This is a genomic window from Bradyrhizobium tropiciagri, from assembly GCF_018130545.1.
Lineage (GTDB): Bacteria > Pseudomonadota > Alphaproteobacteria > Rhizobiales > Xanthobacteraceae > Bradyrhizobium > Bradyrhizobium tropiciagri_A.
Map to the genome: position 1 here is coordinate 199,915 of NZ_JAFCKF010000008.1, position 25,858 is coordinate 225,772.

Annotated in this window: 24 protein-coding genes; 16 read left to right on the top strand and 8 right to left on the bottom strand. The window is 65.6% G+C overall.

Going from position 1 to position 25,858, the window contains the following annotated elements:
- Window positions 1–40 precede the first annotated feature (40 nt).
- The gene (locus JQ616_RS30920) at window positions 41–496 is read right to left on the bottom strand and encodes a MarR family winged helix-turn-helix transcriptional regulator (RefSeq protein WP_212021264.1); all 456 of its coding nucleotides are present in this window, start codon (window positions 494–496) and stop codon (window positions 41–43) included.
- Between the two features lie 247 nt (window positions 497–743).
- On the opposite strand from JQ616_RS30920, the gene JQ616_RS30925 reads away from it, so the two are divergent.
- Together JQ616_RS30925 and JQ616_RS30930 are read left to right on the top strand one after the other, a co-directional pair.
- Window positions 744–1,697 carry an alginate lyase family protein gene (locus tag JQ616_RS30925; protein WP_212021266.1) on the top strand — a complete coding sequence of 318 codons (954 nt, stop codon included), beginning with the start codon at window positions 744–746 and terminating at the stop codon, window positions 1,695–1,697.
- Between the two features lie 27 nt (window positions 1,698–1,724).
- Complete coding sequence (locus tag JQ616_RS30930; RefSeq protein WP_212021268.1) at window positions 1,725–3,203, top strand: hypothetical protein; 1,479 nt, start codon at window positions 1,725–1,727, stop codon at window positions 3,201–3,203.
- 51 nt (window positions 3,204–3,254) lie between these two features.
- Here JQ616_RS30930 and JQ616_RS30935 read toward each other — a convergent pair whose 3' ends face one another.
- Window positions 3,255–3,674 carry a hypothetical protein gene (locus JQ616_RS30935; RefSeq protein WP_212021270.1) on the bottom strand — a complete coding sequence of 140 codons (420 nt, stop codon included), beginning with the start codon at window positions 3,672–3,674 and terminating at the stop codon, window positions 3,255–3,257.
- Between the two features lie 136 nt (window positions 3,675–3,810).
- Between JQ616_RS30935 and JQ616_RS30940 the strand changes: the two genes are divergently transcribed.
- From JQ616_RS30940 to JQ616_RS30980, 9 genes are all read left to right on the top strand, one after another.
- A complete protein-coding gene (locus JQ616_RS30940) occupies window positions 3,811–4,881 on the top strand; it encodes a sensor histidine kinase (protein ID WP_212021272.1) in 1,071 nt (356 codons plus the stop codon).
- Window positions 4,882–4,917: 36 nt separating this feature from the next.
- A complete protein-coding gene (locus JQ616_RS30945; protein ID WP_212021280.1) occupies window positions 4,918–5,574 on the top strand; it encodes a response regulator transcription factor in 657 nt (218 codons plus the stop codon).
- A gap of 160 nt (window positions 5,575–5,734) precedes the next feature.
- Window positions 5,735–6,097, top strand: coding sequence for a hypothetical protein (locus JQ616_RS30950; protein ID WP_212021282.1), 363 nt, complete (start codon window positions 5,735–5,737; stop codon window positions 6,095–6,097).
- A gap of 2 nt (window positions 6,098–6,099) precedes the next feature.
- Window positions 6,100–7,842 (top strand): OmpA family protein, encoded by a 1,743-nt coding sequence (locus JQ616_RS30955; RefSeq protein ID WP_212021284.1) that lies wholly within the window; start codon window positions 6,100–6,102, stop codon window positions 7,840–7,842.
- Window positions 7,842–8,342, top strand: a complete 501-nt coding sequence (locus tag JQ616_RS30960; RefSeq protein ID WP_212021286.1) for a Rab family GTPase — start codon at window positions 7,842–7,844, stop codon at window positions 8,340–8,342. The genes JQ616_RS30955 and JQ616_RS30960 overlap by 1 nt, the downstream gene beginning before the upstream one ends.
- Before the next feature lie 281 nt (window positions 8,343–8,623).
- A complete protein-coding gene (locus tag JQ616_RS30965; protein ID WP_212021288.1) occupies window positions 8,624–9,028 on the top strand; it encodes a DUF3597 domain-containing protein in 405 nt (134 codons plus the stop codon).
- Between the two features lie 76 nt (window positions 9,029–9,104).
- The gene (locus tag JQ616_RS30970; protein WP_212021290.1) at window positions 9,105–9,383 is read left to right on the top strand and encodes a hypothetical protein; all 279 of its coding nucleotides are present in this window, start codon (window positions 9,105–9,107) and stop codon (window positions 9,381–9,383) included.
- A 74-nt stretch (window positions 9,384–9,457) separates the two neighbouring features.
- Entirely contained in the window at window positions 9,458–9,877 is a 420-nt protein-coding gene (mscL, locus tag JQ616_RS30975) for a large conductance mechanosensitive channel protein MscL (RefSeq protein WP_024578876.1), read from the top strand.
- A 47-nt stretch (window positions 9,878–9,924) separates the two neighbouring features.
- Entirely contained in the window at window positions 9,925–10,092 is a 168-nt protein-coding gene (locus JQ616_RS30980; protein WP_212021292.1) for a hypothetical protein, read from the top strand.
- Between the two features lie 23 nt (window positions 10,093–10,115).
- On the opposite strand, the gene JQ616_RS30985 is transcribed toward JQ616_RS30980, so the two are convergent.
- From JQ616_RS30985 to JQ616_RS30995, 3 genes are all read right to left on the bottom strand, one after another.
- Window positions 10,116–12,500 (bottom strand): IPT/TIG domain-containing protein, encoded by a 2,385-nt coding sequence (locus JQ616_RS30985; RefSeq protein ID WP_249137486.1) that lies wholly within the window; start codon window positions 12,498–12,500, stop codon window positions 10,116–10,118.
- A gap of 272 nt (window positions 12,501–12,772) precedes the next feature.
- A complete protein-coding gene (locus tag JQ616_RS30990) occupies window positions 12,773–13,591 on the bottom strand; it encodes a class I SAM-dependent methyltransferase (protein WP_249137487.1) in 819 nt (272 codons plus the stop codon).
- Window positions 13,578–14,042, bottom strand: coding sequence for an Rrf2 family transcriptional regulator (locus JQ616_RS30995; RefSeq protein WP_212021295.1), 465 nt, complete (start codon window positions 14,040–14,042; stop codon window positions 13,578–13,580). Before JQ616_RS30995 ends, JQ616_RS30990 begins: the two co-directional genes overlap by 14 nt.
- Window positions 14,043–14,222: 180 nt before the next feature.
- On the opposite strand from JQ616_RS30995, the gene JQ616_RS31000 reads away from it, so the two are divergent.
- Complete coding sequence (locus JQ616_RS31000) at window positions 14,223–16,313, top strand: tetratricopeptide repeat protein (RefSeq protein WP_212021702.1); 2,091 nt, start codon at window positions 14,223–14,225, stop codon at window positions 16,311–16,313.
- 7 nt (window positions 16,314–16,320) lie between these two features.
- Here the strand turns inward: JQ616_RS31000 and JQ616_RS31005 are convergent, their stop codons facing one another.
- Window positions 16,321–18,051, bottom strand: a complete 1,731-nt coding sequence (locus JQ616_RS31005) for an ATP-dependent Clp protease adaptor ClpS (protein ID WP_212021304.1) — start codon at window positions 18,049–18,051, stop codon at window positions 16,321–16,323.
- A 324-nt stretch (window positions 18,052–18,375) separates the two neighbouring features.
- On the opposite strand from JQ616_RS31005, the gene JQ616_RS31010 reads away from it, so the two are divergent.
- The 4 genes from JQ616_RS31010 (at window position 18,376) to JQ616_RS31025 (ending at window position 23,843) form a co-directional block, all read left to right on the top strand.
- The gene (locus JQ616_RS31010) at window positions 18,376–20,733 is read left to right on the top strand and encodes a mechanosensitive ion channel family protein (RefSeq protein WP_212021308.1); all 2,358 of its coding nucleotides are present in this window, start codon (window positions 18,376–18,378) and stop codon (window positions 20,731–20,733) included.
- Between the two features lie 412 nt (window positions 20,734–21,145).
- On the top strand, window positions 21,146–22,246 hold the full coding sequence (locus JQ616_RS31015; protein ID WP_212021310.1) for an LLM class flavin-dependent oxidoreductase: 1,101 nt from the start codon (window positions 21,146–21,148) through the stop codon (window positions 22,244–22,246).
- A gap of 78 nt (window positions 22,247–22,324) precedes the next feature.
- Window positions 22,325–22,879, top strand: coding sequence for a flavin reductase family protein (locus JQ616_RS31020; protein WP_212021312.1), 555 nt, complete (start codon window positions 22,325–22,327; stop codon window positions 22,877–22,879).
- A 208-nt stretch (window positions 22,880–23,087) separates the two neighbouring features.
- Complete coding sequence (locus JQ616_RS31025; protein WP_212021314.1) at window positions 23,088–23,843, top strand: SDR family oxidoreductase; 756 nt, start codon at window positions 23,088–23,090, stop codon at window positions 23,841–23,843.
- A gap of 22 nt (window positions 23,844–23,865) precedes the next feature.
- Here JQ616_RS31025 and JQ616_RS31030 read toward each other — a convergent pair whose 3' ends face one another.
- Both JQ616_RS31030 and JQ616_RS31035 read right to left on the bottom strand, forming a co-directional pair.
- Window positions 23,866–24,273, bottom strand: a complete 408-nt coding sequence (locus JQ616_RS31030; RefSeq protein WP_349630073.1) for a hypothetical protein — start codon at window positions 24,271–24,273, stop codon at window positions 23,866–23,868.
- Window positions 24,270–25,853: a hypothetical protein gene (locus tag JQ616_RS31035; RefSeq protein ID WP_249137488.1), complete on the bottom strand. Its 1,584-nt coding sequence runs from the start codon at window positions 25,851–25,853 to the stop codon at window positions 24,270–24,272. Before JQ616_RS31035 ends, JQ616_RS31030 begins: the two co-directional genes overlap by 4 nt.
- Window positions 25,854–25,858 lie beyond the last annotated feature (5 nt).

Here is a 25,858-nt window from a genome sequence, read left to right on the forward strand (position 1 = left end):
TCAATCGAACCTGTTCGCGACCATCGCGGCGCAGCCGGCATCAATCCTCGACCAGCCGTTTCAGCAGGCCGACGGCGGTCGCGAGCTCGTCTTGCTCGCGCGCCGACAGTCGCGCGGCGATCGTACGCGACAGCCAATCCTGCCGCGCGGCGCGGCCGGTGCGTAGCCGCTCGCGGCAGCTCTCGGTGAGCGACATGATGGTCTGCCGGCCGTCGTCCGGATCGGGCGCGCCGCGGACCAGGCCCGCGGTCTCGAGCGCTGATATCGCCGAGCTCATGGACTGCGGACGCATCCCTTCCGATCGCGCCAGGCTGGACACGGTCGCAGGACCGTCCTTCTCGAGGCGAAGCAGCACCGCGACCTGGGATGGCGGCAGATCCTCACGCTGGCCCTGCTCGCGCAGCCGACGCTTCAGCTTTCCAATCAGCAGGCGAAGGTCTTCGGCGAGCGCGGAGGTGCGTGCCGGGCCGGTACGGGTTGCCGATGCATTGTTCATGGCACGTCGGTAGCAGATATGAAGGTAAACTGTAAAGATTAGCTGTGCAGACTACCTTCATATTTGCGTGATCGGCCGCATGTGTCGGGCATTGCTGGACGACGCTCCAAATCTGAACCGCGTCTGAACCCGGTTCCGCAGCGCATCACTTTCAATTTGGTTGTCTTCCTGCCTGCGGTCGACGATGACTGCGCCGCGCTCACGATGTGGCGTCTCGTCTCCCGCGGTGGCTCGCGGAGTTCTTCCCATGAAGCTTGATATCCGCCTCACGACGATCTGCGGATCGATCGCCCTTGCTTCCCTCGTGCAGCCGGCCGCAGCGCGGACGTGCGAACCGCCACCGGCGCTGACCTCGGTCGATCCGCCGGGCTTCTATCAGAATGTCGGCGGCTACGCGGAAGCGATCAAACCGCTGCATGCGTTCATTGCAGAGGTCAACAAGGCGGCCGATGAACGCGATCTGGATTGCCTGATGGACCTGCTCGCGGGGTGGGCGAGCGGACATGCGCTGCTGACGATCGGCGCCAATTACCAGGGCGATTTCGAACGTTCCTGGGCCGGGACCGATTTCGCGCTGGCGCTGCTGCGCTTTCCCGGCGCGACCGTGAAGGCCGATCATCGCTTCCAGCACATCAAGCCACGGCTGATCCGGATTGCCGAGGAAACCCGCGATGCCGATCGCATCAACCATCTCGGCAACAATCTGGTCTATTGGGCCGGACTCGACCTGATGTCGATCGGCACGCTGACGGATCGCGGTGATCTGGTCGAGGCGGGTCTTTCCCGCGCGCGTCAGGGCGTCCGGGACATCGGGCCTCACGGCGAACTGGAACGCGAGTTGAAGCGTGGCGAGCGCGCGCTGCACTATCACAATTTCGCGCTCACCCCGTTGGTGTTCTGCGCCGAACTCGCAAGCCGCCGCAAGATCGACCTCTATGCGGAGAACAATGGCGCCATCCATCGGCTCGCCGCCGTGATCATTCGCGCGGTCAAGGACGAACGGAGCTTTGGCGCGCTCACCCAGGTCCCGCAGCAGCTGTTCCCTTGGACCTTCCAGGGCGACCTTGCCTGGATGGAGCCATACTACGCTCGCTTTCACAGTCCGGACTTGCCGCCGCTTCTGCGCGCGCGGCGGCCTTTGAACAATCCACGGCTCGGCGGCAATGTGACGGCGACCTGGGGCGCGCCCCTGCCGGACTAGCTTCAGAGAGACTTCGGAGAATGTACGATGAAATTGCTTGCTGCGGCTGTGATCGGATTGATGGCTTGGGCATCGCGCCGCATTTGTTGTTTGTTCAGGGCGCTACAGCGTTCTGAAATGGTCGGACATGCATGCTTGCAGTTCACGATGCGCGGCGTCTGCACCCTTTCAGCGTGTCTTTTCGTGGCCACGGTGTTTCCTGCGTTCGCTGCCTCGCCCGATCTTTCCGGCGACATGGTGACGATCAAGAATGCGCAGACCTCGCGGCGCCTGGGCGACAAGCTGCATGATACACCGAGCGTGCTCGACTATGGTGCCGTCTGCAACACCGTCGTGCTCAGGTGGCATCGGGTGTCGATCGCCGCAGGTTCGCGGCAGCTGACAGTGCCCGACGCCTGGTTTGCACCGGGCGATGTTGGCAAGCTGGTGGTTGTAGCCGGAGCCGGCGCGGGCGGCAGCAATCTCGCAGGCAGCATCACGCAGGTCGAATCCAAATCACAAATCGTCCTCTCCCTCCCGGCGCAGACGTCGGTCGACGCACATGACGGCTATGTTGCCTATGGCTCGGACGATGCACCTGCGATCAATGCGATCTTCTCGGGTGCTTCGGTCCCGCAATGGGATCTCGGCGAAGTTCGCCTGCCGCACGGCGTATGCGGCGTCGGTGCGGCTATTGCGTTGCCGGGCGGACGCGAGAGAGGCGCGTTCGGCATGGAGCAGGTCACGCTGCGCGGCGGCGGCCGCGGCGGATCATGGCTCGTGGCATTGGCGCCGATGCGCGCGGTAATCCAGGAGCCGGCCGGTGAGCACAACCAGGCCAACTTGTTCGACTTCGGCATCGACGGTTCCGGCGTGGCCGACTTTGGCGCAGATATCCAGGGTGGCCATGGTGGCCATCACGCCAACCTCTACTACAATGACAATCGGATCGCGGGGCTGCATCTCGGGACCGTTGCCGTGAACCCGGACGGCATGCTGGCGAGCCCGAACGGCTGGTACACCAATATCTGGGAGTTCATGGTTGACCACAGCACGATCACGGCGGACACGACGTCGATCATGCCGCATCGCGCGCCGTTATTCGGGATCCTCAACTCGGCTGGCGACAGCCATTTCAGCGATCTGGTCGTTGCCCATGCCTCGGTCGCCAACGTGCGGGATACCGGCTCAGCCCACAATTTCTATACGAATGTGCACGCGTGGGGGACTCCACGTTACGAGTACTGGACGCGGGGCAAAATCCAGTTCACCAACTGCGAGGTCGATGGTGCTTCGGAAGCCGGCGTGCGCAGCGATGAGGACGGGCTGGTTTGGACCGGGGGCGCCATGATTTCCATGAACAAGGGCGCGCCGGTTGGCTTTTTCTTTCCTACCGCCACAGGTCATCACGCCATCGTCGGGCCGGACATCCAGGATATCCCGTCGCACGCCTATGTTCGCCTGGGTGCGGGTGCGCAACTTCACGATTCAATTATTCAGATCCAGGGCCTGGCCGACACACATTAATCCAGCGCGTGTAGACCGGACTGCACCGGAGCCGGAGCTTGTCGTCGCAGCTCACTCACTCTCGGTGGCCGCCGCAGCTTCGTACATGTCCCGTGCGCGCCGGGTCACGGCGGCGTAGCGCGCCGTCGCGCTGAGGCTCATCAGGCCGGCGCGCACCAGTCCAAGAATGGCACGCCGGGAGTGGAACGGTCCGGTCTTGCTCGCGGCATATCCGCGTGGGTAGAGCTGCAGGCGGCCGGCCAGCGCTTCCTGCAACGCCAGCTTCTGGGTCGCGCTCAGGCGCCGGCGCCGCGCGGGCTTTTCCGCTTCCGCCAACATGCGCAGCTCGATGCGCGACGCTCTCCGTGGCGCGGGCTTCATAGTCAGCTCACATTCCGGTCGACTGGCGCGGCCTTCGGCGAAGCCCGGCGCACGGCCGGCATCGTCATGGACGCCGGCATGTGGCACAACATGGCTTACGCTGTTGCTCATCCGCAAAGTGAACCGCATTTCGGGCGGCGGCGGCATCTGACGAAAGTCAGGATCAGTTGTGACGAAAGTCATATTCGTTTGCGGCCGCTGCCGGCTTACGCCAGAGTGGGCTGCTCGCTGAGTTGATGGGCAACGCATGATCGATCTGAGCAAGGATTTGCTTGCGGCCGCAGAAGCCGACGTCATCGGACTTGCCGTCATCGGTCCCGACCGGAGCATGCAGCGGAAAATCGGGCGGCTGGTCGAATGGCTTCCCGCAATCGGCGTCGACTGCTGCGAATGCATGCTGCTGGTCGGCATGGAGGCCGAGTTGGCGGCGCTTGCAAGCGGCCAGCGGGACATGATCGCGCTGGCGGGTGTGCGCGGTGCATCGCCTGATATCACGCAGCCGTTGACGGCGGTCGTGCTGTGGAATGGCGCGCAGTCGCATTACTTCGTCATCGCCACGCCGGATTTCTCGGGCCGTCAGGTCGAAACCCTGCTCGGCAGCGAGCGACGGGCGCGGCGCCTGATGGAGCAGCAGCTCGAGGCGGCGAGCGCGGAGGTGCGCTTTGCCTCGCTGGCGCGCACAAGGCTGCGGCTGGCGCGCGATCTGCACGACACGCTGGTGCATTCGATTGTGGCGCTGCTGACCCAGATCAGGCTGATCAGGCACTATCTGACGGCCGACCCCGCGCGCGTGGCGGACAGTCTCGCAACGGCGGAAGATGCGGCCGCAAGCGGTCTCGGCCGCGCCCGCGAGGCGATCGCGCGCCTGCGCATGCCCGACGACTGGAAGCTCGATCCGGATGTCGAGGGACAGCTCAGCGACTTCGCCACCCGCAGCGGCGTCAGGGTGTCGATCCAGATCGACGAGGCGGCCCGGGCCGGCTTGCGCGATTGCGGCTTGACGGTCCAGCGCATCCTCAGCGAGGCGCTGCGCAATGTTCAGACCCATGCGCACGCGCGCCGCGTCTCGTTTCACGCCTTCGACGAACCGGCCGCGGTCGGCCGGAAACTCGTCGTCGAGATCCGCGATGACGGCCGCGGCTTCGATCCTGCGGTGCCGACGCCCGGACATTTCGGATTGATCGGAATGGCCGAATTTGCTGAACTCGTCGGCGGAAGCTGCGCGGTGGAGAGCGCGCCCGGACAGGGAACGCTGGTCCGGATATCGCTCCCCGTGGCGGTGCCGCCGGCAGCATCTGCCGGCGTGCTGGCCGATTGATGTGGTCGCCACACCTCGAGAGGATGACGGAAGCCCGTGAGCAGGATTGAGAAGGTGCGGGTGCTGATCGCCGAGGATCAGACCCTGATCAGGGAAGGGATCGCCACGCTGCTGGCCCAGCAGAACGACGATTTCGAGATCCTTCCCGGCGCTGCCGACGGCGAGCAGGCGATCGAATTCGCGCGGCGCTATCGGCCGGATGTCATCCTGATGGACCTGCAGATGCCGCGTGTCGACGGCATTGCGGCGACCCAGCGGATTCTGCGTGAGCTGCCGCAGACCCATATCGTGGTACTGACGACGTTCGAGACCAACGACCTGATCTTCGAGGCGGTGAGCGCCGGCGCCAAGGCGTATCTGTTGAAGGACGCCAGGATGGAGGAGATCGCCTCGACGATCCGCGCCGTGATCAACGGCCAGTCCGGGTTGTCGCCGAGTGTTGCCGCCCGCATCCTCGACGAGTTCAAGCGGCTGCGCGGCCCGCGCGTCTCGGCGAAGCTGCCGGTGCGCGACGGGCTGACGGCGCGGGAGAATGAAATTCTCACGCTGATCGTCGAGGGCAAGAGCAACACCGAGATCGGCGAGCGGCTGCATTTGGCCGAGGGCACGGTGAAGAACTATGTCAGCACCATCCTGGAGAAATGCCAGGTCAAGAACCGTACGGAACTCGCAATAAAGGCAATCACTTACTAGAAATAATTGGCCTTGTCCGTACAACCAGGCGGCTGATCTGGCTGAAATTGCTCGCCTTTCTCTGGGCCGCGCCCGTAAAATTGGCTATAGGGTTGTTTCGGATTTGCTTTTTGAGACGGCAGGTCCGGATTGCGCAGCTTTGAGTAAGCAGGAAAAGACCATGAAGGGTATCGAGCGCCAGACCAAGGATGCGGATGGACTGGCAAACGCGGCGGCCGGCAACGGCGCGGATGCCGCAGCGCATGGCATGGCGGCGATCGACCAGGTCCGCGACCTCCTGTTCGGCGGCGCGCAACGCTCGCTCGAGACCAACCTCTCGGGCCTGCGCGAGGAAATGCAGGCGTCGCTGAAGCAGATGCAGGCGGACTTCACCAACGAGCTCACCGCGATTTCTGCGCGGCTGTCCGACCTTGAGCGCGATACCGAGCAGAAGCGCCTCGACTCGCTGAAGGATGTCGGCGCGGCCATCACCCAGCTCGGTTCCGTCATCAGCGGATTGGGATCGGGCCGCACGGGCAAATAGCCATGGCAGCTGCTGCCGGCCAGAACCGCGAGATCGAGCAGCTCAAGACATTGCTGTTTCAGCCCGAGGCGACGCGTCTGACGTCGCTGGAGGCCAATCTCGACTCGCTGCAGCGCTATGTCGGTAATTCCGATCGGCTGGAGACCGCAACCGCCGGCATTCTGGTCGAGGCGCTGGAGCGCGCCGAGGTCAACCGGCCGCGCGAGCTCGCCAGTGCGATCGCGCCGGTCGTGGTCTCTGCGATCCGCAACGAGATCAAGAATTCGCGCGAGCAGATGATCGAGGCGCTCTATCCGATCGTCGGCCGGCTGGTCAGCGCTGCGGTCGCCAACGCGTTCAGGGAACTGGTTGCCTCGCTCGAGCAGCGCATCAATGCCCTGACCTCGGCGCAGCTGTGGGTCGGGCGCGTCAAGTCGCTGGTGACGGGTCGTCCGATCAGCGAGTTCGTGCTTGCGGATGCTCCGCCGCAGATCAACCGCCTGTTGATCATCGAGCGCGGCAACGGCCGCCTGATCGCCGACTGGAAGCGCGAAGCGACCGCCGACGAGCGCGCTGATCTGCTTAGCGCGATGGTCGCGGCGATCCTCGAATTTTCGGTGCAGGCGCTGGCCGGCGAAGGCAATCTGCAGACGCTCGATTTCGGCGGACGGCAGCTCGCGCTGCGCGCCTCGCCGCGCTACATCCTGGCCGCGGAGTGCCTCGGTCCGCTGCGTCCCGCCGACAATGCCCGGATCAACTCGCTGTTCTTCGATGCGATCGAACGCATCGACCGCGGCGCGGATTGCGATGGGCCGATGCTCGCCTCGCTCGCCGCCGCCATCGAGACCGACGACGCGCCGCGGCGGATCGCGAGCCGGCGCGGCAAGGTGATCCTGTTCGCCGTGCTCGCGGCCGTGGCCGCGCTGTTGCTTTACCTTGCCGCGACCTCGGTGACACGGGGCCTGCTGGAGCGGCGGACGAATGCGGCGCTGGAGCAGCTCGCCGCCAAGCAGCCGTTGCTGGCCACCTTCCCATTGCGGCTCGACTTCGATCACCGTGGTCGAAGCGTGGCCGTCTCGGGCATCGAGCCGAGCCAGTTGGAAACCGCGCCGTTGATCGATGCGCTCGCTGCGGCCGCGGCGCCGTACAAGGTCGTCGACCGCATCGGGCTGGTGTCCGCGCCGGATCAGGTTGCGGCATCGCAGGCCAGCATCGCAGAGAGCCTGAAGCGCCTGCAGGCGAGCCTCGACCAGATGCGCGAGGCGATGAGCACGCAGGCCAGATCGGGCGACCAGAAATTGGCCGGGCTGACCGAGCAGTACGACAAGCTCGGCGAACAGTCCGCCAAACTGGGTGAGCAAGTTGCCAGGCTGCAGTCCGTCGCCGACGGCCCGGCGGCGAGGCTCGAACGCTTCATCGCCACGACCGCGATCTTCTTCGTCAACAATGCCGACGAATTCCTCGACAATGATCAGGCTGAGCAACAACTGCGCGAGCTCGCCGGGCTGCTGGCGAACAACGATCTCAGGCTGCGGATCGTCGGCTACGCCGATCAGAGTGGCACCGAAGGCACCAACAAGACGCTGGGACGCAAGCGGGCGGAGCAGGTGCAGCGCAGGCTGACCGCGCTCGGGGTCGATCCGTCGCGGCTGATCCTGGTGTCGCGCGCCGCGACGATGCCGATCACCGACCGGCTCGACGCCACCGTCGGCGGCAACCGCCGCGTGGCGTTCGAGACCGTCTATCGAGGCGAAGTGGCCCGCTGATGCTCACCGCAAAAGTCATGCTGCTCGGTGACATGGGGGTCGGCAAGACGTCGATCCTCTATCGGCTGATCTACAACCGGTTCGAGGGCCAATACAAATCCACGCTGGGCGTCGAGATCCTGAGCCATGACGTGACACCGACGGATGGCGGCGATCCGATGCGTCTCGTGCTGTGGGACACCGACGGCGATTTCGGCACGCAGATCTTCGACACCGTCTATGTCACCGGCGCCTCCGCGGCCATCATCGTGTCCGACGTCACGCGGCCACAGACCGTGACGCGCATGGTCGAACTGGTTCGCGGTTTCGAGGAGCGGTTCCCGGGCCGGCCCTACCGGGCGCTGCTCAACAAGATCGATCTCCCGGAAGCCGCGGGCAGCGCCGGCCTGATTGCCGGGCTCGCGAAGTCGAGCGTGAAATCGGTCAGCGCCAAGACCGGTGTCGGTATCGCCGAAAGCTTTGTCGAGCTCGCGCAAACCATTCGTCGCCGTCAGCTCTAGTTTAGCAAGCCCACAAAACGTTGGTGTCAGCCGTCCCGACTTCTCGGGGCTGGCGAATCGGGCCGGGACGGCTGACTTCATCGCACGTGGGGCGTACGATGAAACGCTCGCGACGTGCGGCACGCGACCGCACGATTCTCTCCCCGACTGCATCACGCCGTCCCACACTCCGATAGTGACGATGGTCATCTTCCGCTCGGCCAATGGCCTGCCTATCGTCCGCCCCGTCACCGGAACCAGCCACGAGACCGACGCTGTCCCGGGCATACGGAGTGAGAGACATGAGCATTTTTGGAAGCATCATGGGTGCAATCTTCGGCCACAGCGCCCAGGCCAAGACGGCTGAGACCACGACGACGGCTGCGCCCGGAGCCGCACCGGCATCAACATCGACATCATCGTCAGCTCCCGCCACGCCCACCGCGCAAACGGTTGACGTCGCGGCGATCGTCGACAAGGCGGCTGCTGCCACCGGCGAGAAGCTCGACTGGCGCACCTCGATCGTCGATTTGATGAAGGCGCTCGGCCTCGACAGCAGCCTTGCGGCGCGCAAGGAGCTCGCCAAGGAGCTGCACTACACCGGCGATACCAACAACACCGCCACCATGAATGTCTGGCTGCACCAGCAGGTGATGGCCAAGCTCGCCGCCAATGGCGGCAAGCTGCCGGCCGACATCAAGACCTGACGATCTTCCTTGAGCCGTGCGCGCGTTCTCGCCCGCACGGCTCTGAACCATGTGTATTGCGTGAGGAGCTGTGGCGATGACCTCATCTCATCTTGCCATCCTGAACAGGCGGCGGATCGGCGTCGCCGCCGCGTCGATCGGCGCGGGCCTCGGGCTCGCAGCACTGGCGTTGGGCATCACCATCGCCATCGCCCGCGCCGATAATTCCGGCGACGAGCAGCATCCGGCGAATGCGAATGTGCAGCGCGCTGCGCAGCTCCCGCCGCCGGCGCGGGTCATCCTGCCCGCACCCTGGGAGCAGGCGGCGCCCGCACAAGCGGTCACAGCGCCGGCGAAGTCGGAAGTTCGCAAATAATCTTCGCACCTTTGCTGCGGCCGGCGATCCCGTCGCCGGGTCGCGCACACTCTTTTCTTGAATCGGGAGATCACATGCTGAAGGAATTCAGGGAATTCGCCATGAAGGGCAACGTCGTCGATCTCGCCGTCGGCGTGATCATCGGCGCGGCGTTCGGCGCGATCGTCTCGTCGATGGTGGCCGATATCATCATGCCCATCATCGGTGCGGTCAGCGGCGGGCTCGACTTCTCGAACTATTTCACCGCGCTGTCGAAATCGGTCACCGCGACCAACCTCGCCGATGCCAAGAAGCAAGGCGCGGTGCTGGCCTGGGGCAACTTCCTCACCCTCACGCTCAACTTCCTGATCGTCGCCTTCGTGCTGTTCATCGTGGTTCGCCTCATGAACCAGCTCAAGCGCGAAGCGCCCGCGGCGCCAGCCGAGCCGCCGAAGCCGACCCGGGATCAGGAGCTGCTCACCGAGATCCGCGATCTTCTCAAGTCGCGTGCGTAGCGATCGCCGCTTGTATCCTGCGTACTGCCCAGCTCTGGAGCCTCGTCATGCCAGAACAGGTCAAGCTGCCGCGAAAGCTTTCGCAAGAGCCTGGTGGTCCGTCCAAGCTACGGCCGAGCCACCGGCAGGTTATCGAGGACCTCGACCGCTGGGCCAACAGCCCCGGCCTGCAACCGCCGAGTGACGCAGACGAGCGAGATGACGACAAGCGCTAGCGCAGGTCAGGTGCGGTCTCCGGTCAGTTGAACGGCACGCGTGCCCTGGCCGAGAACGTCCAGATCCGCGCCGTGCCACCGAGCCCGCCATACTCGGCGCCGAGACCGAGCATGACGCCGCCCGCGACCCTGGCGTTCAGCCCGCCGGTGACGCGTGCCGACCACCCCTCCAGCACCAGCGTCGGATTGACCGGAATGTTGTTGACGGCGAGCGCCGCGGCGTCATCCCGGCTGAAGTAATAGTCGCCGTAGACGCCGAGATAGGGCGTGACCACCGCCGCGTCGGTCGATGCCAGCGGATAGCTCAGCTTGACGCCAGCAGATGCGCGGCCGGTGACGAAGTCGCGTGCGGTCTGCAGCGTGCCCAAGGTGTCGACATAGGCGTTCTCGTGTTCCCACAGCGTGTAGAGGCGCGCGGAGGGCTCGATCAGCAGGCTGCTCATCCTGTAGCTGCCGGTCAGGCCGGTCGCGAACATCCAGCGGTCGCCGTTGAAATTGCCTTGCGCGGCTCCGGCGATGCCATTGTAGCCGATCTGCGAGAAGGTCACGGCGGCGTCGTAGCGCAAGGTCGGCGCAATCATCCAGCCGAGATAGCTGCCGGCGGTCCAGCCATCACCGGTGAGCTTTCCGTTGATGTCCTGGGCGGTGTAGTAGAACGTCTCGTAGCCGGCGACGGCGCCGATCAGGACATTCGGCGCGACCTTGTAGGTCAGTCCCATCAGCGCGTTGAGCTGGTTGCCATAGATCGAGGAGCCCGTCGTGCCGACGCCTGGCGCGGTTGGCGACGACCAGCGGTCGATGCCGCTGCCCCTGACATCGATCCAGAACAGCCAGTCGCGCGGTTCGCGATAAGTCTTGGGCGGAGCCTTGGTCGGCATCTGCTGATCGATCGCGGCAAACGCATTGTCGATCCGCGGATTGCTGCCGCTGCGTCCCGCCGCGGCGGAATTGCGGTCCGGCGCATAGGCGCTACGATTGCCCGCATCGGCCTGCGCCACGCCGTCTGCCGGATCGGCGGCGAAGTTGAAGCGTATGCCCGAGCCGCTCGGCGTCATGAAGCTGACGCCCTCGCCGAACCCTTCGGAGATCGCACCGTCGATCGCGCCCGAGATCGCCTGGCCGGAATTCTGCGCCACCACCTTGGTGAGGTCGATCTGCAACGCACGCAGCTTCACGCTGTCGGATGGGACGCCGACGCTCTGCGCCAGCGCTGGAGAGGTACCGGCGTTGAACGCGCCGTCGCCGGCATAGCTCGCCGTGATGGTGTGGCTGCCGATCTTGAGCGTCGCGATCGAGAAGGCGGCCGTGCCAGCGGCGAGCGTCGCGGTGCCGATCGGCGAGCCGCCGTCGCTGAAGATCACCGTACCGGTCGGCGTGCCGCCCGCAGCTGTGACCCTGGCGGTGAAGGTCACCGACTGTCCGAAGCTGCTCGGGTTCTGCGACGAGGTCAGCGCGATCTGGGTCGTTGCCACCGCAAAGGTGAAACGGTCCGCCGCTGATGTCGCTGACGTCCCGACCGCCGTCGTCACCATGATATCCACCGTGCCGCTGCCGGCGGGCGAGGTCGCGGTGATCGAGGTCGCCGAATTGACCGTGAAGCTCGCTGCATTGGTCGCGCCAAACTTCACCGCGGTCGCGCCGGTCAGGTTGGTGCCGGTGATCGCGACCGAGGTGCCGCCTGCCGCGGGCCCCGTTGCCGGCGCGATCGCGGTCACGGTCGGCGCGCTCGTATAGCTGAACTGGTCGGCCGCCGATGTCGCCGACGTGCCGGCCGCGGTCGTAACGGTGACATCGACAGTTCCGGTGCCGGCCGGCGAGGTCGCCGTGATCGACGTGGCGGAGTTGACCGTGAAGCTCACTGCACTGGCCGCGCCGAACGTCACTGCGGTGGCGCCGGTGAAGCCGGTGCCGGTGATCGTCAGCGTCGTGCCGCCCGTGGTCGGGCCCGCGGTCGGCGAAATCGACGTCACCGTCGGCGCGGCCGCCACATAGGTGAACTGATCCACCGGAGACGCGAATGATGTCCCGGAGGGATTGGTCACGGTGATGTCGACCGTGCCGGTGCCGGCCGGAGCGACGGCGGTGATTCGCTCGCTCGAAACGATGGTGAAGCTCGTCGCGTTGGTGGCGCCGAAGCGGACCGCAGTGGCGGTGCTGAAGCTGCCGCCCGCGATGCTGACGACGGTGCCGCCGGTCGTGGGGCCTGATGTCGGGGAGATCGAGGCCACCGCGGGGGCCTGCGCGCTGGCCGCCGCGACCGGGCCGAGCAGCGCGGCTGCGATCAAAGCGAGGGCGCATCCGGCGCGTCGCGCGGTCGCCATCGACGGTCGTCTGGTGCGGATGTCGGAGGCAAGACGCGAGGCGGCGAAGCGGAAACCAGTCCGCGCAAGGTTTGCGATCAGCAACAAGGTAAGCCCCCGTCGCGCCGGCTTGCAGCAGGCCGGCGCACATTTCAAAAAGTAATGGGGTTTGTTGTAATACGCGGCGCGCGGAGCACGCGGCGGAATCTCCGCCTGCGCCAGCTTTTGTAACGCGCCGTTGCCGGGCCGCTACGTCATTGCACAATCTGAGAAGACGGTCGCGCGCAGCACCGCTGCCATCGGGTGATCGCGCGGTGGATCGTTCTCACCGCGCGCACGCAATGTAGATGATTGATAGCGGTTGCCGCCGGATCTCGGGGTCAGGGCCGCAGCGCCGTTGCGATCAACGCGGTCGAAGGAATCGCAAAACTGTCGCCGACGCGTCCGCGCTCGATCTCGGCGCGAAAGGCGCGCGCGACTGCGGCGCTCTTGTCAGCATCGAGCCCACTCCAATGCGGCATGAACTCGAACAGTTTGTCGACGTCGGCGGGATTGCCGACATTGAGTTTGAAGTCGTGGGTGATCTCTGCGATCGCGGGATCGGAGAAGCCGGCGGCGATGACCTCCGCAGCGAAGCGGAAGGGATCGGCGAGCTCGGCGAGGCCTGCGCAGGGCATCGGTGTGACGTTGTCGGGGTACAGGCGCCGGATGATTTGCGCGAGCAACAGGTGCACGGCGGCGCCATCGGCGCTTTTCCAGACTGCGATTGCTGCCGATCCACCTCGCCGCGTCACCCGCGCCATCTCGCGCAGCCCAGTGCGCCAGTCCGGAAACAGCATCACGCCGAACACTGACACCGCGGCATCGAAGGCGGCATCCGGCAGATCGAGCGCCTGGCCGTCCATCTGCCGCGCCTCGATATTCGGCAGGCCATGCGCGCGGACCCGCGCCACCATGCCGGCGGAGAAGTCGATCGCGGTGACGTCGGCGCCCATTCGCGCGGCGGCGAGCGCCGCCGCGCCCGTGCCGGTGGCGACGTCGATCACCTTCGATGACGGGCCCAACGGGAGCGTCGCGACCGCGGCGTCGGCGAACAGCGTGGTGAACGGCTGCGACTGCGCCTCGTAGGTGGCGACCATCTTGTCCCAATGCGCGGGATCGTTGTACGGCAGCGGCTTCGCCGGCTCACTTGATTGCATGAATCTGGTCCTCGAGGCTTTGTTTGTGCTTGGCGAGCCGGCGCTTGAAATCCTTCGCGAGCACATCGAGCGTCACCGCGCCGAGCCGCTTCAGGAACAGCGCCTCGACCTCGCGAAAGGTGTCGCCGAGCGCATCATTGACGGCCTGCTCGACCAGGCAGCCGGGATTTTCCGAGCGATGACCCATCGCGACGATCGTCGGTTCGCCGACCGCGCGATAGATCTCCGCGAGCGTGATGTCGGTGGGATCGCGCGCCAGCGTCCAGCCGCCGGCGTGGCCCTTCTCCGAGCGGACCAGGCCTTGCTCGCGCAGGCCCGCCATCACCCGGCGCACCACCACCGGATTGGTGGCCATCGCTCTTGCAAGCTGCTCCGACGTGACCGGCTCGCCCGCTCCGATCATATGGAGCAGGCCGTGCAGCACGCTGGACAAACGGCTATCGCGTATCATGTAACTTCATACGTTACATGATCGGGCAGACGTCAAGCAAGAGGGACGATGCGCCGTGAGAAACGATGCGATGCGCCGATCCGAACTTCGCGTGCCGGATTTGGCGCAGCCGCCCGTTTAATCCCCATCGGGGTCTTGAAATGCGGGGGCGGTATCGTGGGCAGTGTGGCGGTCGATCGGATGTTGCAGGACGCGGTGGCGCATTATGGCGCGGGCCGCGCGACGGAGGCCGGCACGCTGTGCGGCGATATCCTCACCGCCAATCCCGACCATGTTCCGGCATTGCATCTGTCCGCCGTGATCGCCTTCGTGACCGATCGCGCCGCCGAAGGCGCAGTGCTGCTGAACCGGGTGTTCAGCCTCGATCCGCATCATGGACCGGCCTTCGCTACGCTCGGCGATGCACTCGCGGTGAAGGGCGAACATGAAGGCGCGGTGGCGGCGTTCCAGCGCGGCGTGACGCTGCGGCCGCAGGATGCCGGCTTGCAGGTCAAGCTCGGCGTCGCGTTGTGCGATCTGTTGCGCTTCGACGAAGCCGAGACGGCGTTTCGTCGCGCGATCGCACTCGATGGCAGCTTGACGCGGGCGCGCTTCAACCTTGCCGTTGCGCTGGGAGCGCTGCAGCGGCCGGTCGAGGCCGAGCAGGCCTATCGCGAGGTGATCGCGCGCGATCCGGCCTATCGCGGCGTCTGGCTCAACCTCGGCAACGCGTTGACCGATCAGAAGAAGCTCGATGCCGCCGTCACCGCCTATCGCCGCGGGCTTGCCGCGGAGCCCGACCATCCGGGGCTGCAGAGCGGCCTTGGCGCGGCGCTCTACCGCCAGGGCCGGCTGGAGGATGCAGTCGTGCATTATCGCCGCGCGATCGCGCTCGATCCCGACAACCTCGCGCCGCAGCGCCTGCTGGCCATGGTGCTGCACGAGCTGGGCGAGCGCGAGGAGGCCGTCCGTATCTACCGGCAGGTCTCGGCCCGCGACCCGTCCGACCATGTCATCCTCAATAATCTCGGCGCCGCTTTGTTCGAGCTCGGACAGGTCGACGACGCCATCGCCTGCGCCGAGCTCGCGCTGGCGCTCAAGCCGGACTACGCCGCCGCGCACACCAATCTCGGGATCATCTTCGAGGCGCAGAATCTGGTCGAGGCGGCGGTCGCGGCGCATCGGCGCGCCATCGAGCTCGACCCGCTCTATGCCAAGGGCCACGCCAATCTTGCGGTCGCGTTGCGCAATGCCGGCGAGATCGACGCCGCGCTGGTGGCCTCGCGCCGGGCCATCACGCTCGATCCCACGCAGCCGCTGGCGCATTACAACCACGCGCATTTCCTCCTGATGAACGGCGAGTTCGAGGAGGGGTTTGAAGAGTATCAATGGCGGCGCAAATCCAAGATGCTCAGCGACGGCGATCCCGTCTTCGACGAGCCGGAATGGCAGGGTGAGCCGCTGGCGGGACAGACGCTGCTGCTGTTTGCAGAATACGGGCTCGGCGATGCCATCAATTTCGTCCGCTATGTGCCGATGCTGGCGGGCAGCGGCGGCCGGATCATCCTGCAAGTGCAGCCGGCGCTGGTGTCGTTGCTGCGGTCGATGCTGCCCGATGTCGCGATATTCGCTCGCGGCGAGCCGCTGCCGCCGTTCGACCTGCAGCTGCCGCTACTCAGCCTGCCGCGGATCTTCCGCACCACCGTCGAGACCATTCCGGCAGCGACGTCCTATCTGCAGGCCGATGCCACCAAGCTCGCGCGCTGGCGCGAGGCGCTCAGCGGCGTTTCCGCGCTGAAGGTCGGCGTGGTCTGGGCCGGCAATGCCAGGCACAAGGGCGACCGCCAGCGTTCGCTGCCGGCGGACGCCGTGCTGCCGCGGCTGGTCACGCCTGGCGTGCAGCTCTACAGCCTGCAGAAGGAGCCGCGGCCCGACGATGCGCCGGTGCTGCGGAGTCTCGGGCCCGATATCGTCGATCTGGCGCCGACGCTCGGCGATTTTGCCGACACCGCGGCGGCAGTCTGCGCGCTCGATCTCGTGATCGCCGTCGACACCTCGGTGGCGCATCTCGCCGGCGCGCTCGGCCGCCCGGTCTGGATGCTGTGTCCCTATGCGCTCGACTGGCGCTGGCTGCGCGATCGTGCCGACACGCCGTGGTATCCGACCATGCGGCTGTTCCGCCAGGACAGGCCGCAAGCCTGGGAAAACGTGCTGGCGCGGATGTCGGACGAGCTCACCCGGCTCGCCGGCGGCGAGCGGGAGTTGCTGCGGCCGCATCCTGTGGCGCGCTGACCTTCCGTCACCCCGCACTCATTCCCTGCGCGCCGCCGAGCAGCTTCACGTTGAGCCGGCCGCCGTCGAACAGCATCTCGTTGAGTGCGCCGTCGATGTCTTCAGCGGTGACATCCTGGCCGCCGCCGCGGGCGATGCTGGCCTGGGCGATGCGGCGCATCAGCTCCTTGATGAAGGCGGCGCTGACACCTGCGGTGCGTTGCACCGCTGCATCGATGACGGGCGGCTCGAGCGGCAGGCCACGGCCGTAGAGCCGGATCAGCTTGCCGCGCCCGGGCTCGTCGGGCAGCGGCACCTCGATCGCCTGGTCGATGCGGCCGGGCCGGCCGGCGAGCGCGCCCTCCAGCTCCTCGGGACGGTTGGTGGTGAGCACGAACAGGATGTCGCAATCCTCCTTGAGGCCGTCCATCTCGTTGAGCAGCTTGTTGAGCAGGGATTCCTCGCACGGCCCACCCATGTCCTCGCGGTCGCGCGCGATCAGATCGACATCCTCGATCACGACCATGGTCGGCTGCAGCAGCCGCGCCAGGCTCATATAGGCGCCGAGCAGGCCGACCTGCTCGGCGGTGATGATCAGCGTGGTGTGGTTTGGCAAATTGGTGGCGAGATAGCGGATGGTGTGGGTCTTGCCGGTGCCGGGCGGGCCGTACAGCAGGATGCCCTTGCGGGTCGACTGCCCGAGCTTGCGCAGCAGATCGCGGCTTTCCACGAAGTCGAGCACGTTGCGGTCGAGCAGCCGCAGCGTCCGTTCCGGCAGGATCACGTCATCGCGCGCGACCGTCGGCAGGCGATGCACGGTGACGCCGCGCGCACGGCCGCGATAGTCGGCGGCATCTTCCAGCGACAGGATCTTGCCGCGATAGGATCGCGCCGCATGCACGGCCGCTTCCAGTTCGGCGAAGGTTCGCTGCACCAGGGCATTCCCGGCGGCGCCCGCGGGCACCGCGAGCTCGATCCGCAAGCCCGGCTCGGTCTGGTAATCGCGATGGTAGCTGAGCAGTACCGCATAGCGCAGCTCTTCGGTTTGGCATAGCCACAAGCCATTGGTCAGGCATTTCACCGACTCGGGCTCGCCGACGTCGACGTCGTGATACTGCGGCGGCGCGATAGGTGGCGCGTTGCGGCTGTCCTCCATCAGCGAGGCAATCGCGAGAGTCTCATAGCGGTGTTGCTCATGAATGCCGAAGAAATGGATCGGCGCATCGAACAACCTGTCGATTGCGATCTGAACGTCCGTTCGCATGTGACCGGGAAATTGCCGCGACCGGGTCATGATCTGATTGCGCGGCGTCCCGGCAAAATGCCAATCGAGCGCCATGAAGGCATATCTGAACTCCTCGCTAGGCAGATTTTCCGAGCTCGACCGCGCGGCGATCAGGCAGTTGCCGCACAGGCAGACTGTCCGGCGGATCAGAAACACGTCGGTCACGGGCTCCAACGCGCCACAGAGATCGCACGGCCGGGCCGCGTCGGCGGCTGATGCGGTGATCAACAATGGATGCCCATTGCTGCGGATCAGCTGTTGGGCGGATTCCAGCAGTGCCTTGGCGACCATCGCGGGATAGGGACCGCACGCGAATCCGTCCTGGGCCTCGATTCTCGCGGTGATCGCAATCGCTTCTTTCCGGGATTTGCCGAATACCGTGCGCAACAGGTTGCGCATGAATTCCAGCGGTGTTTGGTCGTCATCATGAATGAAGAGCCGGACCGGACCGTCGTCGCTGAACACGTCGTGCATGATCACCTCGAAACGCAATCGGAACCAAAAGAACAAAATAAGAACATCATGACCGCCGGCCTGCGTCAAGCGAAAGATTCCGCCGCCTCATCCCTGACGTGTGGTGCGCGGATCGGCGCGCGCACCGCGGAACACCGGCATGCGTAAACGCCGCTCAACACTTGTGACGTTTGTGTTGCGGCAAATGCCAAAACATGGCCGCCACACCGGCAAACTTCCGACACATCATCGGGACGAAAAGGAGCATCCGACATGGCGCGAGCGCGAGAGCTGATTCCTTTCAGGGATGAGCCGTCGCGCAATGACTTTTAATAAGAGGCCCTCGTGTCGCACACATTTCGTTTTGCGATCCTTCTCGCCCTCACTTTGTTCGTCGCTCCCGCGCTGGCGCAGCCGGCCGCCAAGCCGGCGCCGCCGCAACCCGGTACCAGCGACACGTTGACGCCGGAGCAGGCGAAGCGCGCGCTCGAGACGCTGCAGGACGATAAGAAGCGTGGCGAGATCATCAACACGCTGCGCGCCATCGCCAAGGCCTCGCCGCAGGCTGCTGCTCAGCCGGCGGCTGCGGAGCCGGCGCCCGAGCAGCATTCGCCGATCCCGCTCACCGCCGACAGCCTCGGCGCGCAACTCCTGCTGATGGTGTCCGAGCAGGTCGGCGAGATGTCGCGCGAAGTCGCCGACGTCGCGCGCACGCTGACGCATTTCCCGGCGTTCTATTACTGGTTCGTGCGCACCGCCAACGATCCGGAGGCCTATGGCCTCTTGATCGATATCGCCTGGAAGCTGGCACTGGTGTTCGGCTGCGCGCTGGCTGCCGAATGGGTGGTGTTCCGTCTGATCAAGCGGCCGGTCGCGTTCCTCGAGGCGCGGCTGCCGCAGACCGCGCGCACGCCGGTGCAGACGCTGGCGATCGCCGATCCGCCGTCGTCGGTTACCGACGTCACTCCGGAGCCGGAATTGCATCGGCACCGGCTCAGCCTGGCGAGGGCCTGGCAGTCGCTGGTGCGCCTGCCTTTCGTGCTCGGCCGGCTGCTGCTCGAATTGCTGCCGGTCGTCGTGTTCGGCGGCATCGCCACCGCGCTGCTCGGTACCGAGATCGGCGATCAGTCGACCACGCGGCTGGTGATCCTCGCCGTCGTCAACGCCTATGTGTTCTCGCGCGTCCTGATCTGCGCGGTGCGCGCGCTGGCAGGGCCGTTTGGCCTGTTCCGTGTCCGTGCCGAGACCGCGGCCTATATCGAGATCTGGGCGCGCCGCATCGTTGCCGTCGGCGTCTCCGGCATCGCCTTTGCCAATGTCGCGCTGCTGCTCGGGCTGCATCGCGCCGGCTATGCCGCGCTGCTGCGGCTGGTGATGCTGGTGGTGCATCTCTTCGTCGTCGTCATCATCCTGCAGTGCCGCCGCCAGGTCGCCGACGTCATCCGCGCGCCGGCCGATCGCACCGGGCTTGCGGCGCGGACGCGCAACCGTCTCGCCGGGCTCTGGCATGTGCTGGCGATCGGGCTCGATCTCGCGCTATGGGCGGTGTGGGCGCTCAACATCCGCAACGGCTATTCGCTGCTGCTGCAATATTTCGTCGGCACCGTCGCGGTGCTCCTGGTCACCCGCCTCGTCACCATGGTGGTGCTCGGCCTGATCGATCGCGGCTTCCGCATCAGCCCGGAGCTGATGCAGCGCTTCCCCGGCCTGGAAACCCGCGCCAACCGCTATCTGCCGCTGTTGCGCAAGGTGGTCACGGCGGTGATTGCCCTGATCGGCTTCATCGCGCTGCTGGAAGTGTGGGGCGTCGACGCCATCGTCTGGTTCTATGGCGGCCAGATCGGCTCGCGCCTGATCTCGGCGCTGGTGACGATCGGCATTGCCGCGCTCGCCGCGGCCGTGATCTGGGAAGTCGCCAATGCGCTGATGGACCGCCAGATCGACACGCTGTCGCGCGAGGGGCATTATGCCCGCGCCGCGCGGCTGCGCACCTTCCAGCCGATGCTGCGCACCGCGCTGCTCTGCATGATCGTCGCGGTGGTCGGGCTCACTGCGCTGAGCGAGATCGGCGTCAACGTCGCGCCGCTGCTCGCCGGTGCCGGCATCGTCGGCATCGCGATCGGCTTCGGCTCGCAGAAGCTGGTTCAGGATCTGATCACCGGACTGTTCCTGCTGCTTGAGAACACCGTGCAGGTCGGTGACACCGTCACGGTGTCCGGCCTCTCGGGCGTGGTCGAGAACGTCTCGATCCGCACCATGCGGCTGCGCGCCGGCGACGGCTCGGTACACATCGTGCCGTTCAGCGCGGTGACCACGATCACCAATGCCAGCCGCGGCGCCGGCAACGCGGCGGTCAGCGTCAACGTGTCCTACAAGGAGGACACCGACCGCGCCGGCGAGGTGCTGAAGGACATCGTCGCGCAGATGCGCCAGGAGACGGCGTATCGCGCATTCATACGCGGCGACCTCGAATTGTGGGGCGTCGACAAGGTCGACGGCTCGGTCGTGACCATCGTCGGCCAGATCCGCTGTACCGATAGCGGCCGCTGGTCGGTGCAGCGCGAGTTCAACCGCCGCATGAAGCGGCGCTTCCAGGAGGAAGGCATCGAGATCGCCTCGATGGGCCAGACCATCCTGATGCAGCTCCCGCCGCCGTCGGAGCCTGACAGCAACAACGCGATGCCGCGCCGCGCGGCGGGGTGATCGGTCGGCCCACTTCACCTCGCCCCGCTTGCGGGGAGAGGTCGAATTCGAGCGAAGCTCGAATTCGGGTGAGGGGGAGTCTCCGCAAACACAGCCGTCACAGAATGTGCGGAGGCAGCCCCTCACCCCAACCCTCTCCCCGTAAGAACGGGGAGAGGGAGTAGATTGGCTACGACGCTATCGCCGCGTCTCACTGCTGCGACACGTCTCGCGACGGTGAGACGGTCGCCGCGCTCATGAGCCTGGCGATCGGCCGCAGCCGGCCGAAATCCGGCCGTTCGCTTCCATTCCCTGCGATTTCCTCTCTGGCGCAGCGCTTGTCGACGCTGGCACAGCGCTTGCTCAAAGCACGTGCGAATGCGCGGCAAGACGCATTGCATGACTGAACCCAACGCGAAGGAAGGAAACGCACATGGAGCTTGGCTATTTCACCATGCCCTCGCACCCGCCGGAGTGCGGATTGAAGGAGGGCCACGACTGGGACCTGCAGACGCTGCGCTGGCTCGACGAGCTCGGCTATCAGGAAGCCTGGATCGGCGAGCATCACACCGCGCCCTGGGAGCCGCACCCGTCGCCCGATCTGCTGGTGGCGCAGGCGCTGCTGCAGACCAAGAATCTGCGCATCGGCCCCGGCGGCTTCCTGCTGCCGTATCATCACCCGGCGGAGCTCGCCAACCGCGTCGCGATGCTCGACCATCTCTCGAACGGACGCTTGAACTTCGGCGTCGCAGCCTCTGGCCTGCCGAGCGACTGGGCGATGTTCAATGTCGACGGCATGTCAGGGCAAAACCGCGACATGACCCGTGAGGCGCTCGAGATTATCCTGAAGATGTGGTCGGAGCCTGGACCCTGGACCCACAAGGGCAAGTTCTGGACGGTGTCGAAGCCGGACACGATGTTCGACTTCCTCAAGCCGCATATCAAGCCGTTGCAGGGCCCGCATCCGCCGATCGGCGTTGCCGGCCTGTCGAAGAATTCCGACACGCTGAAGCTCGCCGGCGAGCGCGGCTTCATCCCGATGAGCCTCAACCTCAACCCGGCCTATGTCGGCAGTCACTGGGAGTCGGTCGAGGCCGGCGCCGCCAAGACCGGCCGCAAGCCGAGCCGCAGGGATTGGCGGCTGGTGCGCGAGGTGTTCGTGGCGGATACCGATGAGGAGGCATGGAGGCTCTCGACCGGCGACATGATGGGCCGGATGATGGGCGAGTACTTCCTGCCGCTGCTCGGTCATTTCGGCTTCAAGGACTATCTGAAGCACGCACCCGATGTGCCCGACAGCGACGTCACCGTCGAATATTGCGCACGCCGGAATTGGATCGTCGGCTCGCCCGCGACGGTCACCGAGAAGATCGAGAAGATCTACCGGGAGGTCGGCGGCTTCGGCGTGCTCTGCGTGTTCGGCTTCGACTACAAGCACAAGCCGGAGGCCTGGCACAACTCGTTACGGCTGCTGAAGCAGGAGGTGATGCCCCGGCTCAAGCACCTCGGCGCGGAGTTCGAGAAGGCCGCATGACAGCTGCGCGGGGTGCGGGGCTTGCCTCGCACCCCCCGTTGCATATCTTAAACGGAGTTTCCTGACGGGGTTTGCGGCATGACGGTCGACGCACAGAGTTTCAAGCAGGCGATGCGCCATTGCGCCGGCGCGGTCGCGCTGGTGACGGTCGGCTCGGAGACCGGGCAGCGCACCGGCTTGACCGTGACCTCGGCCTGCTCGCTGTCGGACAACCCGCCGTCGGTGCTGGTCTGCGTTAACCGTAATGCCAGCGCGCATGAGCGCATCCGCGCCGAGCGCCATTTCGTCATCAACTTCCTGAACGAGGACCACGCGCTTCTGGCGCTGACCTTCTCCGGCCAGAAGGGCGTCAACGGCGACGACCGGTTTGCGTTTGGGCGCTGGACCACCGGCGCGACCGGCGCCCCGGTGCTGGAGGATGCCGTTGCGGCGTTCGACTGCGTGCTGAGCCAGGAGCTCGAGACCAAGACCCATTCGATCTTCATCGGCGAGGTGCAGCACGTCCGCGCCGCGACCACGGTCGATCCGCTGATCTATCTGCGCTCCGGCTTCCAGAGCGTGCGCAACATCCACGATCCGATCACGCTCGGAGACGTCGACGCGCGCCGCGTCAGCTGGAACGAGTTTTCGTAGAGCGGTTGACGGGCAGCACGTCAGCTCAAGTCAATCAGCACTGCTGACCAATCCCGATCAATTTGACGAACGCGCCGGAAGCGTGAGCGGCATGGTATAAGCGTTCGTCCACACGCCGATCAGTCGGCGCGCTCGTCGCGCTTGACGGGAGCAACCGGAAAAACAAGCGCGTCCCAGAATCTCTCGTCATCGACAAGGGAGACACGTCATGAAGATCGTTGTGATCGGCGGCACCGGACTGATCGGCTCGAAGACAACGGCCATTCTGCACCAACGCGGCCACGACGTGGTCGCCGCCTCGCCCAAGAGCGGCGTCAACACCATCACAGGTGAGGGATTGAAGCAGGCCGTGGCCGGCGCGTCGGTCGTGATCGACCTCGCCAATTCGCCGTCGTTCGAGAACAAGGCGGTGATGGAGTTCTTCGAAACCTCCGGCCGTAACCTGCTGGCGGCTGAGCAGCCGGCCGGTATCAAGCACCATGTCGCGCTGTCGATCGTCGGTACCGACCGCACGCCCGAGAACGGCTATTTCCTCGCCAAAGTGGCGCAGGAGAAACTGATCAAGGCGTCCGGCATTCCCTACACCATCATCCGTGCGACGCAGTTCATGGAATTCGTCGGCGCCATCGCCGATGCGAGTGTGGTCGGAAACACGATCCGGCTTTCGCCTGGCTTGTTCCAGCCGATCGCGGCGGAGGACGTGTCCGCGTTCGTCGCCGATATCGCGCTCGAGCCGCCGCGCAACGGCATCGTCGAGATCGCAGGTCCCGATCGTGCGCCGTTCAACGAGATCGTCGCCGGCTACCTGAAAGCAAAGGGCGACGCGCGTGAGGTCGTGAAAGACCCGGACGCGCTGTACTGGGGCGGCCGCGTCGAGGAGCATTCGCTGGTGCCATTGGGCGAGGCGCTGATCGGCCGTATCGATCTGAACGAATGGCTGCGCCGCTCGCGGTCCGCAGCCTGACTGAAAAGCCTGATAGCAATTTCTATTTGAGCCACACCAGCAGCGGCACGGGCGCGCGGCCTTCGCAGGACAGCGTGCCCTCGTAATTGCGCGTCTTGCGGGCGCTGTAGGTGCAGGGCGCGCCGTCCAGCACCAGCTCGGCCGTGACCTGCGCATCTGCCCCCGAGATTTGCAGCTTGATCTCGCCGGCGCGTTCCTCCGGCCCATCCTGCGTGCAGATTCCGACATGCTTCATCTTGAGCGGTCCGGAGAATTGCTTGCGCGCGTCCGGTCCGCTTTCGGTGAGATGTCCGGTCAGCTCCCATTCGCCGAGTACACCGGCCTGACCAAGGATCTCCATCGCACTGAGCGGCGGCGTCTGGCAGAGCCACAGCGCAACGGCGCCGAGCGAGACGGCCGCGCCGTTGCGCCATGTTATCCGCGCTATCACAGCTTGCTTCCGGTTGTCTGTCGCAATTCCATCAGCTCCGGCCGTGACAGATCGGAATCCGCTGTGAGCCGGGCGATCTGTGCTGCGCAGTCCTGGGTCTTGGCCTGATCGCCGGCCGCCTTGGCGCTCTTCATCATCCCCATATAGGCCGCCAGCCGGTTGGGCTCCTTCTTGAGCACGGCCTCATAGGCGGCGAGTGCGTCGGCGGCCTTGCCGCGATCGAGCAGCATCGCCGCGTAGAGCTCGCGCGCCGGCGCCAGCGGTCCGGGGGTTACGGGATGCTTCTCGGTCTTGTCTTCGGCTTCCGCGGCGGCGTTCATCGCGCCGAGCGCCTCGTCGTACTTGGCTTCGGCGTACAGCACCCAGGCGCTCGCGATCTGCCGCTGAATGTCGACGATATTGGACCAGTAGGCATCCTTTACGTCTTTCAGCTTGTCGCGCAGCTCGACGAGCTTGGCGATATCTGGCTTGGCGGCCGCCGGGTCACCGGAGCGCGCGGCGCCGACCGCGCGGGCGAAATAGGTGATGGCATCGGCATAGGCGTATTTGGTCGGATGCACTTCAAGCGCAGCGGCTCCCTTCCAGTCGCCGCGTTCGAACACATAGCGGGCCTGGCTTGCCGCCACCGCGAAGGGGCCAGCGAACCGATCCTGCTTGAACTGGAGCTGGCCGAGCTCGTCGACCACTGCCCGCGCCTCCTTGTCCTGGCCGAGCTGGAGATAGGCATAGACCAAATAGTCCATCGCGTGCGCCTGGTCCTGCTGTTCGCCGTCTGCCTTGGCGATGCGCGCGGATTCCTTGTTGGAGGCGATCGATTCCTTCCAGTAGCCGACGCGCGTGAAGATGTGCGACGGCATGTGCTGGGCATGCGGCGCCTGTTCGGCGATCTTGGCATAGCGCATTGCCGCGGGGAGGCCCCTCGCGGCGAGCGCCGGGTAGTCGTAGAGATGGATCAGATAGTGGGCGATGCCCGGGTGCTCGGGCTGGCGCTTGAAGATCGGCTCGAGCAGCGCCGCGCCTTTCAGCTGATTGGCATAGGTCTTGTCGGATGGCGACGCCGCGACATTGAGCGTGATCGCATAGGCGATCTGTGCCTCGTCATCGTCGGCATAGTGCGTCGCGACCTGCTCTTCGGCTGCGAGGAAGCGCTTCACCCGGGTGCGGTGATCGACCTTGTCATAGTCGACATACATCGCGGCGATCGCATCGATATATTCGCGCTCGCGCGGCGTGCCGGCATTCAGTGCCTGGCCTTTCTTCACGGCCTCAAGGCCGAGCGGAAGGTTTTCGGGTGGCGGCGGCCCGTGCGGATTGTAGAGATAGCTGAGTGCGATCCCCCAATAGGCGATGGCGCATTGCGGGTCGGCCTCGAGCACCTCCTCGAAGGTGCGTCGCGATGCGCTGTACCAGAACGAATGCTGATACAGCATGCCGCGATCGAACAGCTCCTGTGCCTCAGGCTTGCAGGATGTTGCAAAATGAACTTTGCCCAATCGTTGTTCGATCGAATCCGAGGCGGCAGGCTGCGAAATGGTCGCGGCAACCAGGCCAACGACCACAGCGAGGGGAAACCGTGTCATGGACC

Excerpts from the sequence above, each read along its gene's own strand:
- JQ616_RS30920 (WP_212021264.1), bottom strand. The coding sequence starts at position 496 with ATGAACAATGCATCGGCAACCCGTACCGGCCCGGCACGCACCTCCGCG.
- JQ616_RS30925 (WP_212021266.1), top strand. The coding sequence starts at position 744 with ATGAAGCTTGATATCCGCCTCACGACGATCTGCGGATCGATCGCCCTT.
- JQ616_RS30930 (WP_212021268.1), top strand. The coding sequence starts at position 1,725 with ATGAAATTGCTTGCTGCGGCTGTGATCGGATTGATGGCTTGGGCATCG.
- JQ616_RS30935 (WP_212021270.1), bottom strand. The coding sequence starts at position 3,674 with ATGAGCAACAGCGTAAGCCATGTTGTGCCACATGCCGGCGTCCATGAC.
- JQ616_RS30940 (WP_212021272.1), top strand. The coding sequence starts at position 3,811 with ATGATCGATCTGAGCAAGGATTTGCTTGCGGCCGCAGAAGCCGACGTC.
- JQ616_RS30950 (WP_212021282.1), top strand. The coding sequence starts at position 5,735 with ATGAAGGGTATCGAGCGCCAGACCAAGGATGCGGATGGACTGGCAAAC.
- JQ616_RS30955 (WP_212021284.1), top strand. The coding sequence starts at position 6,100 with ATGGCAGCTGCTGCCGGCCAGAACCGCGAGATCGAGCAGCTCAAGACA.
- JQ616_RS30960 (WP_212021286.1), top strand. The coding sequence starts at position 7,842 with ATGCTCACCGCAAAAGTCATGCTGCTCGGTGACATGGGGGTCGGCAAG.
- JQ616_RS30965 (WP_212021288.1), top strand. The coding sequence starts at position 8,624 with ATGAGCATTTTTGGAAGCATCATGGGTGCAATCTTCGGCCACAGCGCC.
- JQ616_RS30970 (WP_212021290.1), top strand. The coding sequence starts at position 9,105 with ATGACCTCATCTCATCTTGCCATCCTGAACAGGCGGCGGATCGGCGTC.
- mscL (WP_024578876.1), top strand. The coding sequence starts at position 9,458 with ATGCTGAAGGAATTCAGGGAATTCGCCATGAAGGGCAACGTCGTCGAT.
- JQ616_RS30980 (WP_212021292.1), top strand. The coding sequence starts at position 9,925 with ATGCCAGAACAGGTCAAGCTGCCGCGAAAGCTTTCGCAAGAGCCTGGT.
- JQ616_RS30990 (WP_249137487.1), bottom strand. The coding sequence starts at position 13,591 with ATGCAATCAAGTGAGCCGGCGAAGCCGCTGCCGTACAACGATCCCGCG.
- JQ616_RS30995 (WP_212021295.1), bottom strand. The coding sequence starts at position 14,042 with ATGATACGCGATAGCCGTTTGTCCAGCGTGCTGCACGGCCTGCTCCAT.
- JQ616_RS31000 (WP_212021702.1), top strand. The coding sequence starts at position 14,223 with ATGTTGCAGGACGCGGTGGCGCATTATGGCGCGGGCCGCGCGACGGAG.
- JQ616_RS31005 (WP_212021304.1), bottom strand. The coding sequence starts at position 18,051 with ATGCACGACGTGTTCAGCGACGACGGTCCGGTCCGGCTCTTCATTCAT.
- JQ616_RS31015 (WP_212021310.1), top strand. The coding sequence starts at position 21,146 with ATGGAGCTTGGCTATTTCACCATGCCCTCGCACCCGCCGGAGTGCGGA.
- JQ616_RS31020 (WP_212021312.1), top strand. The coding sequence starts at position 22,325 with ATGACGGTCGACGCACAGAGTTTCAAGCAGGCGATGCGCCATTGCGCC.
- JQ616_RS31025 (WP_212021314.1), top strand. The coding sequence starts at position 23,088 with ATGAAGATCGTTGTGATCGGCGGCACCGGACTGATCGGCTCGAAGACA.
- JQ616_RS31035 (WP_249137488.1), bottom strand. The coding sequence starts at position 25,853 with ATGACACGGTTTCCCCTCGCTGTGGTCGTTGGCCTGGTTGCCGCGACC.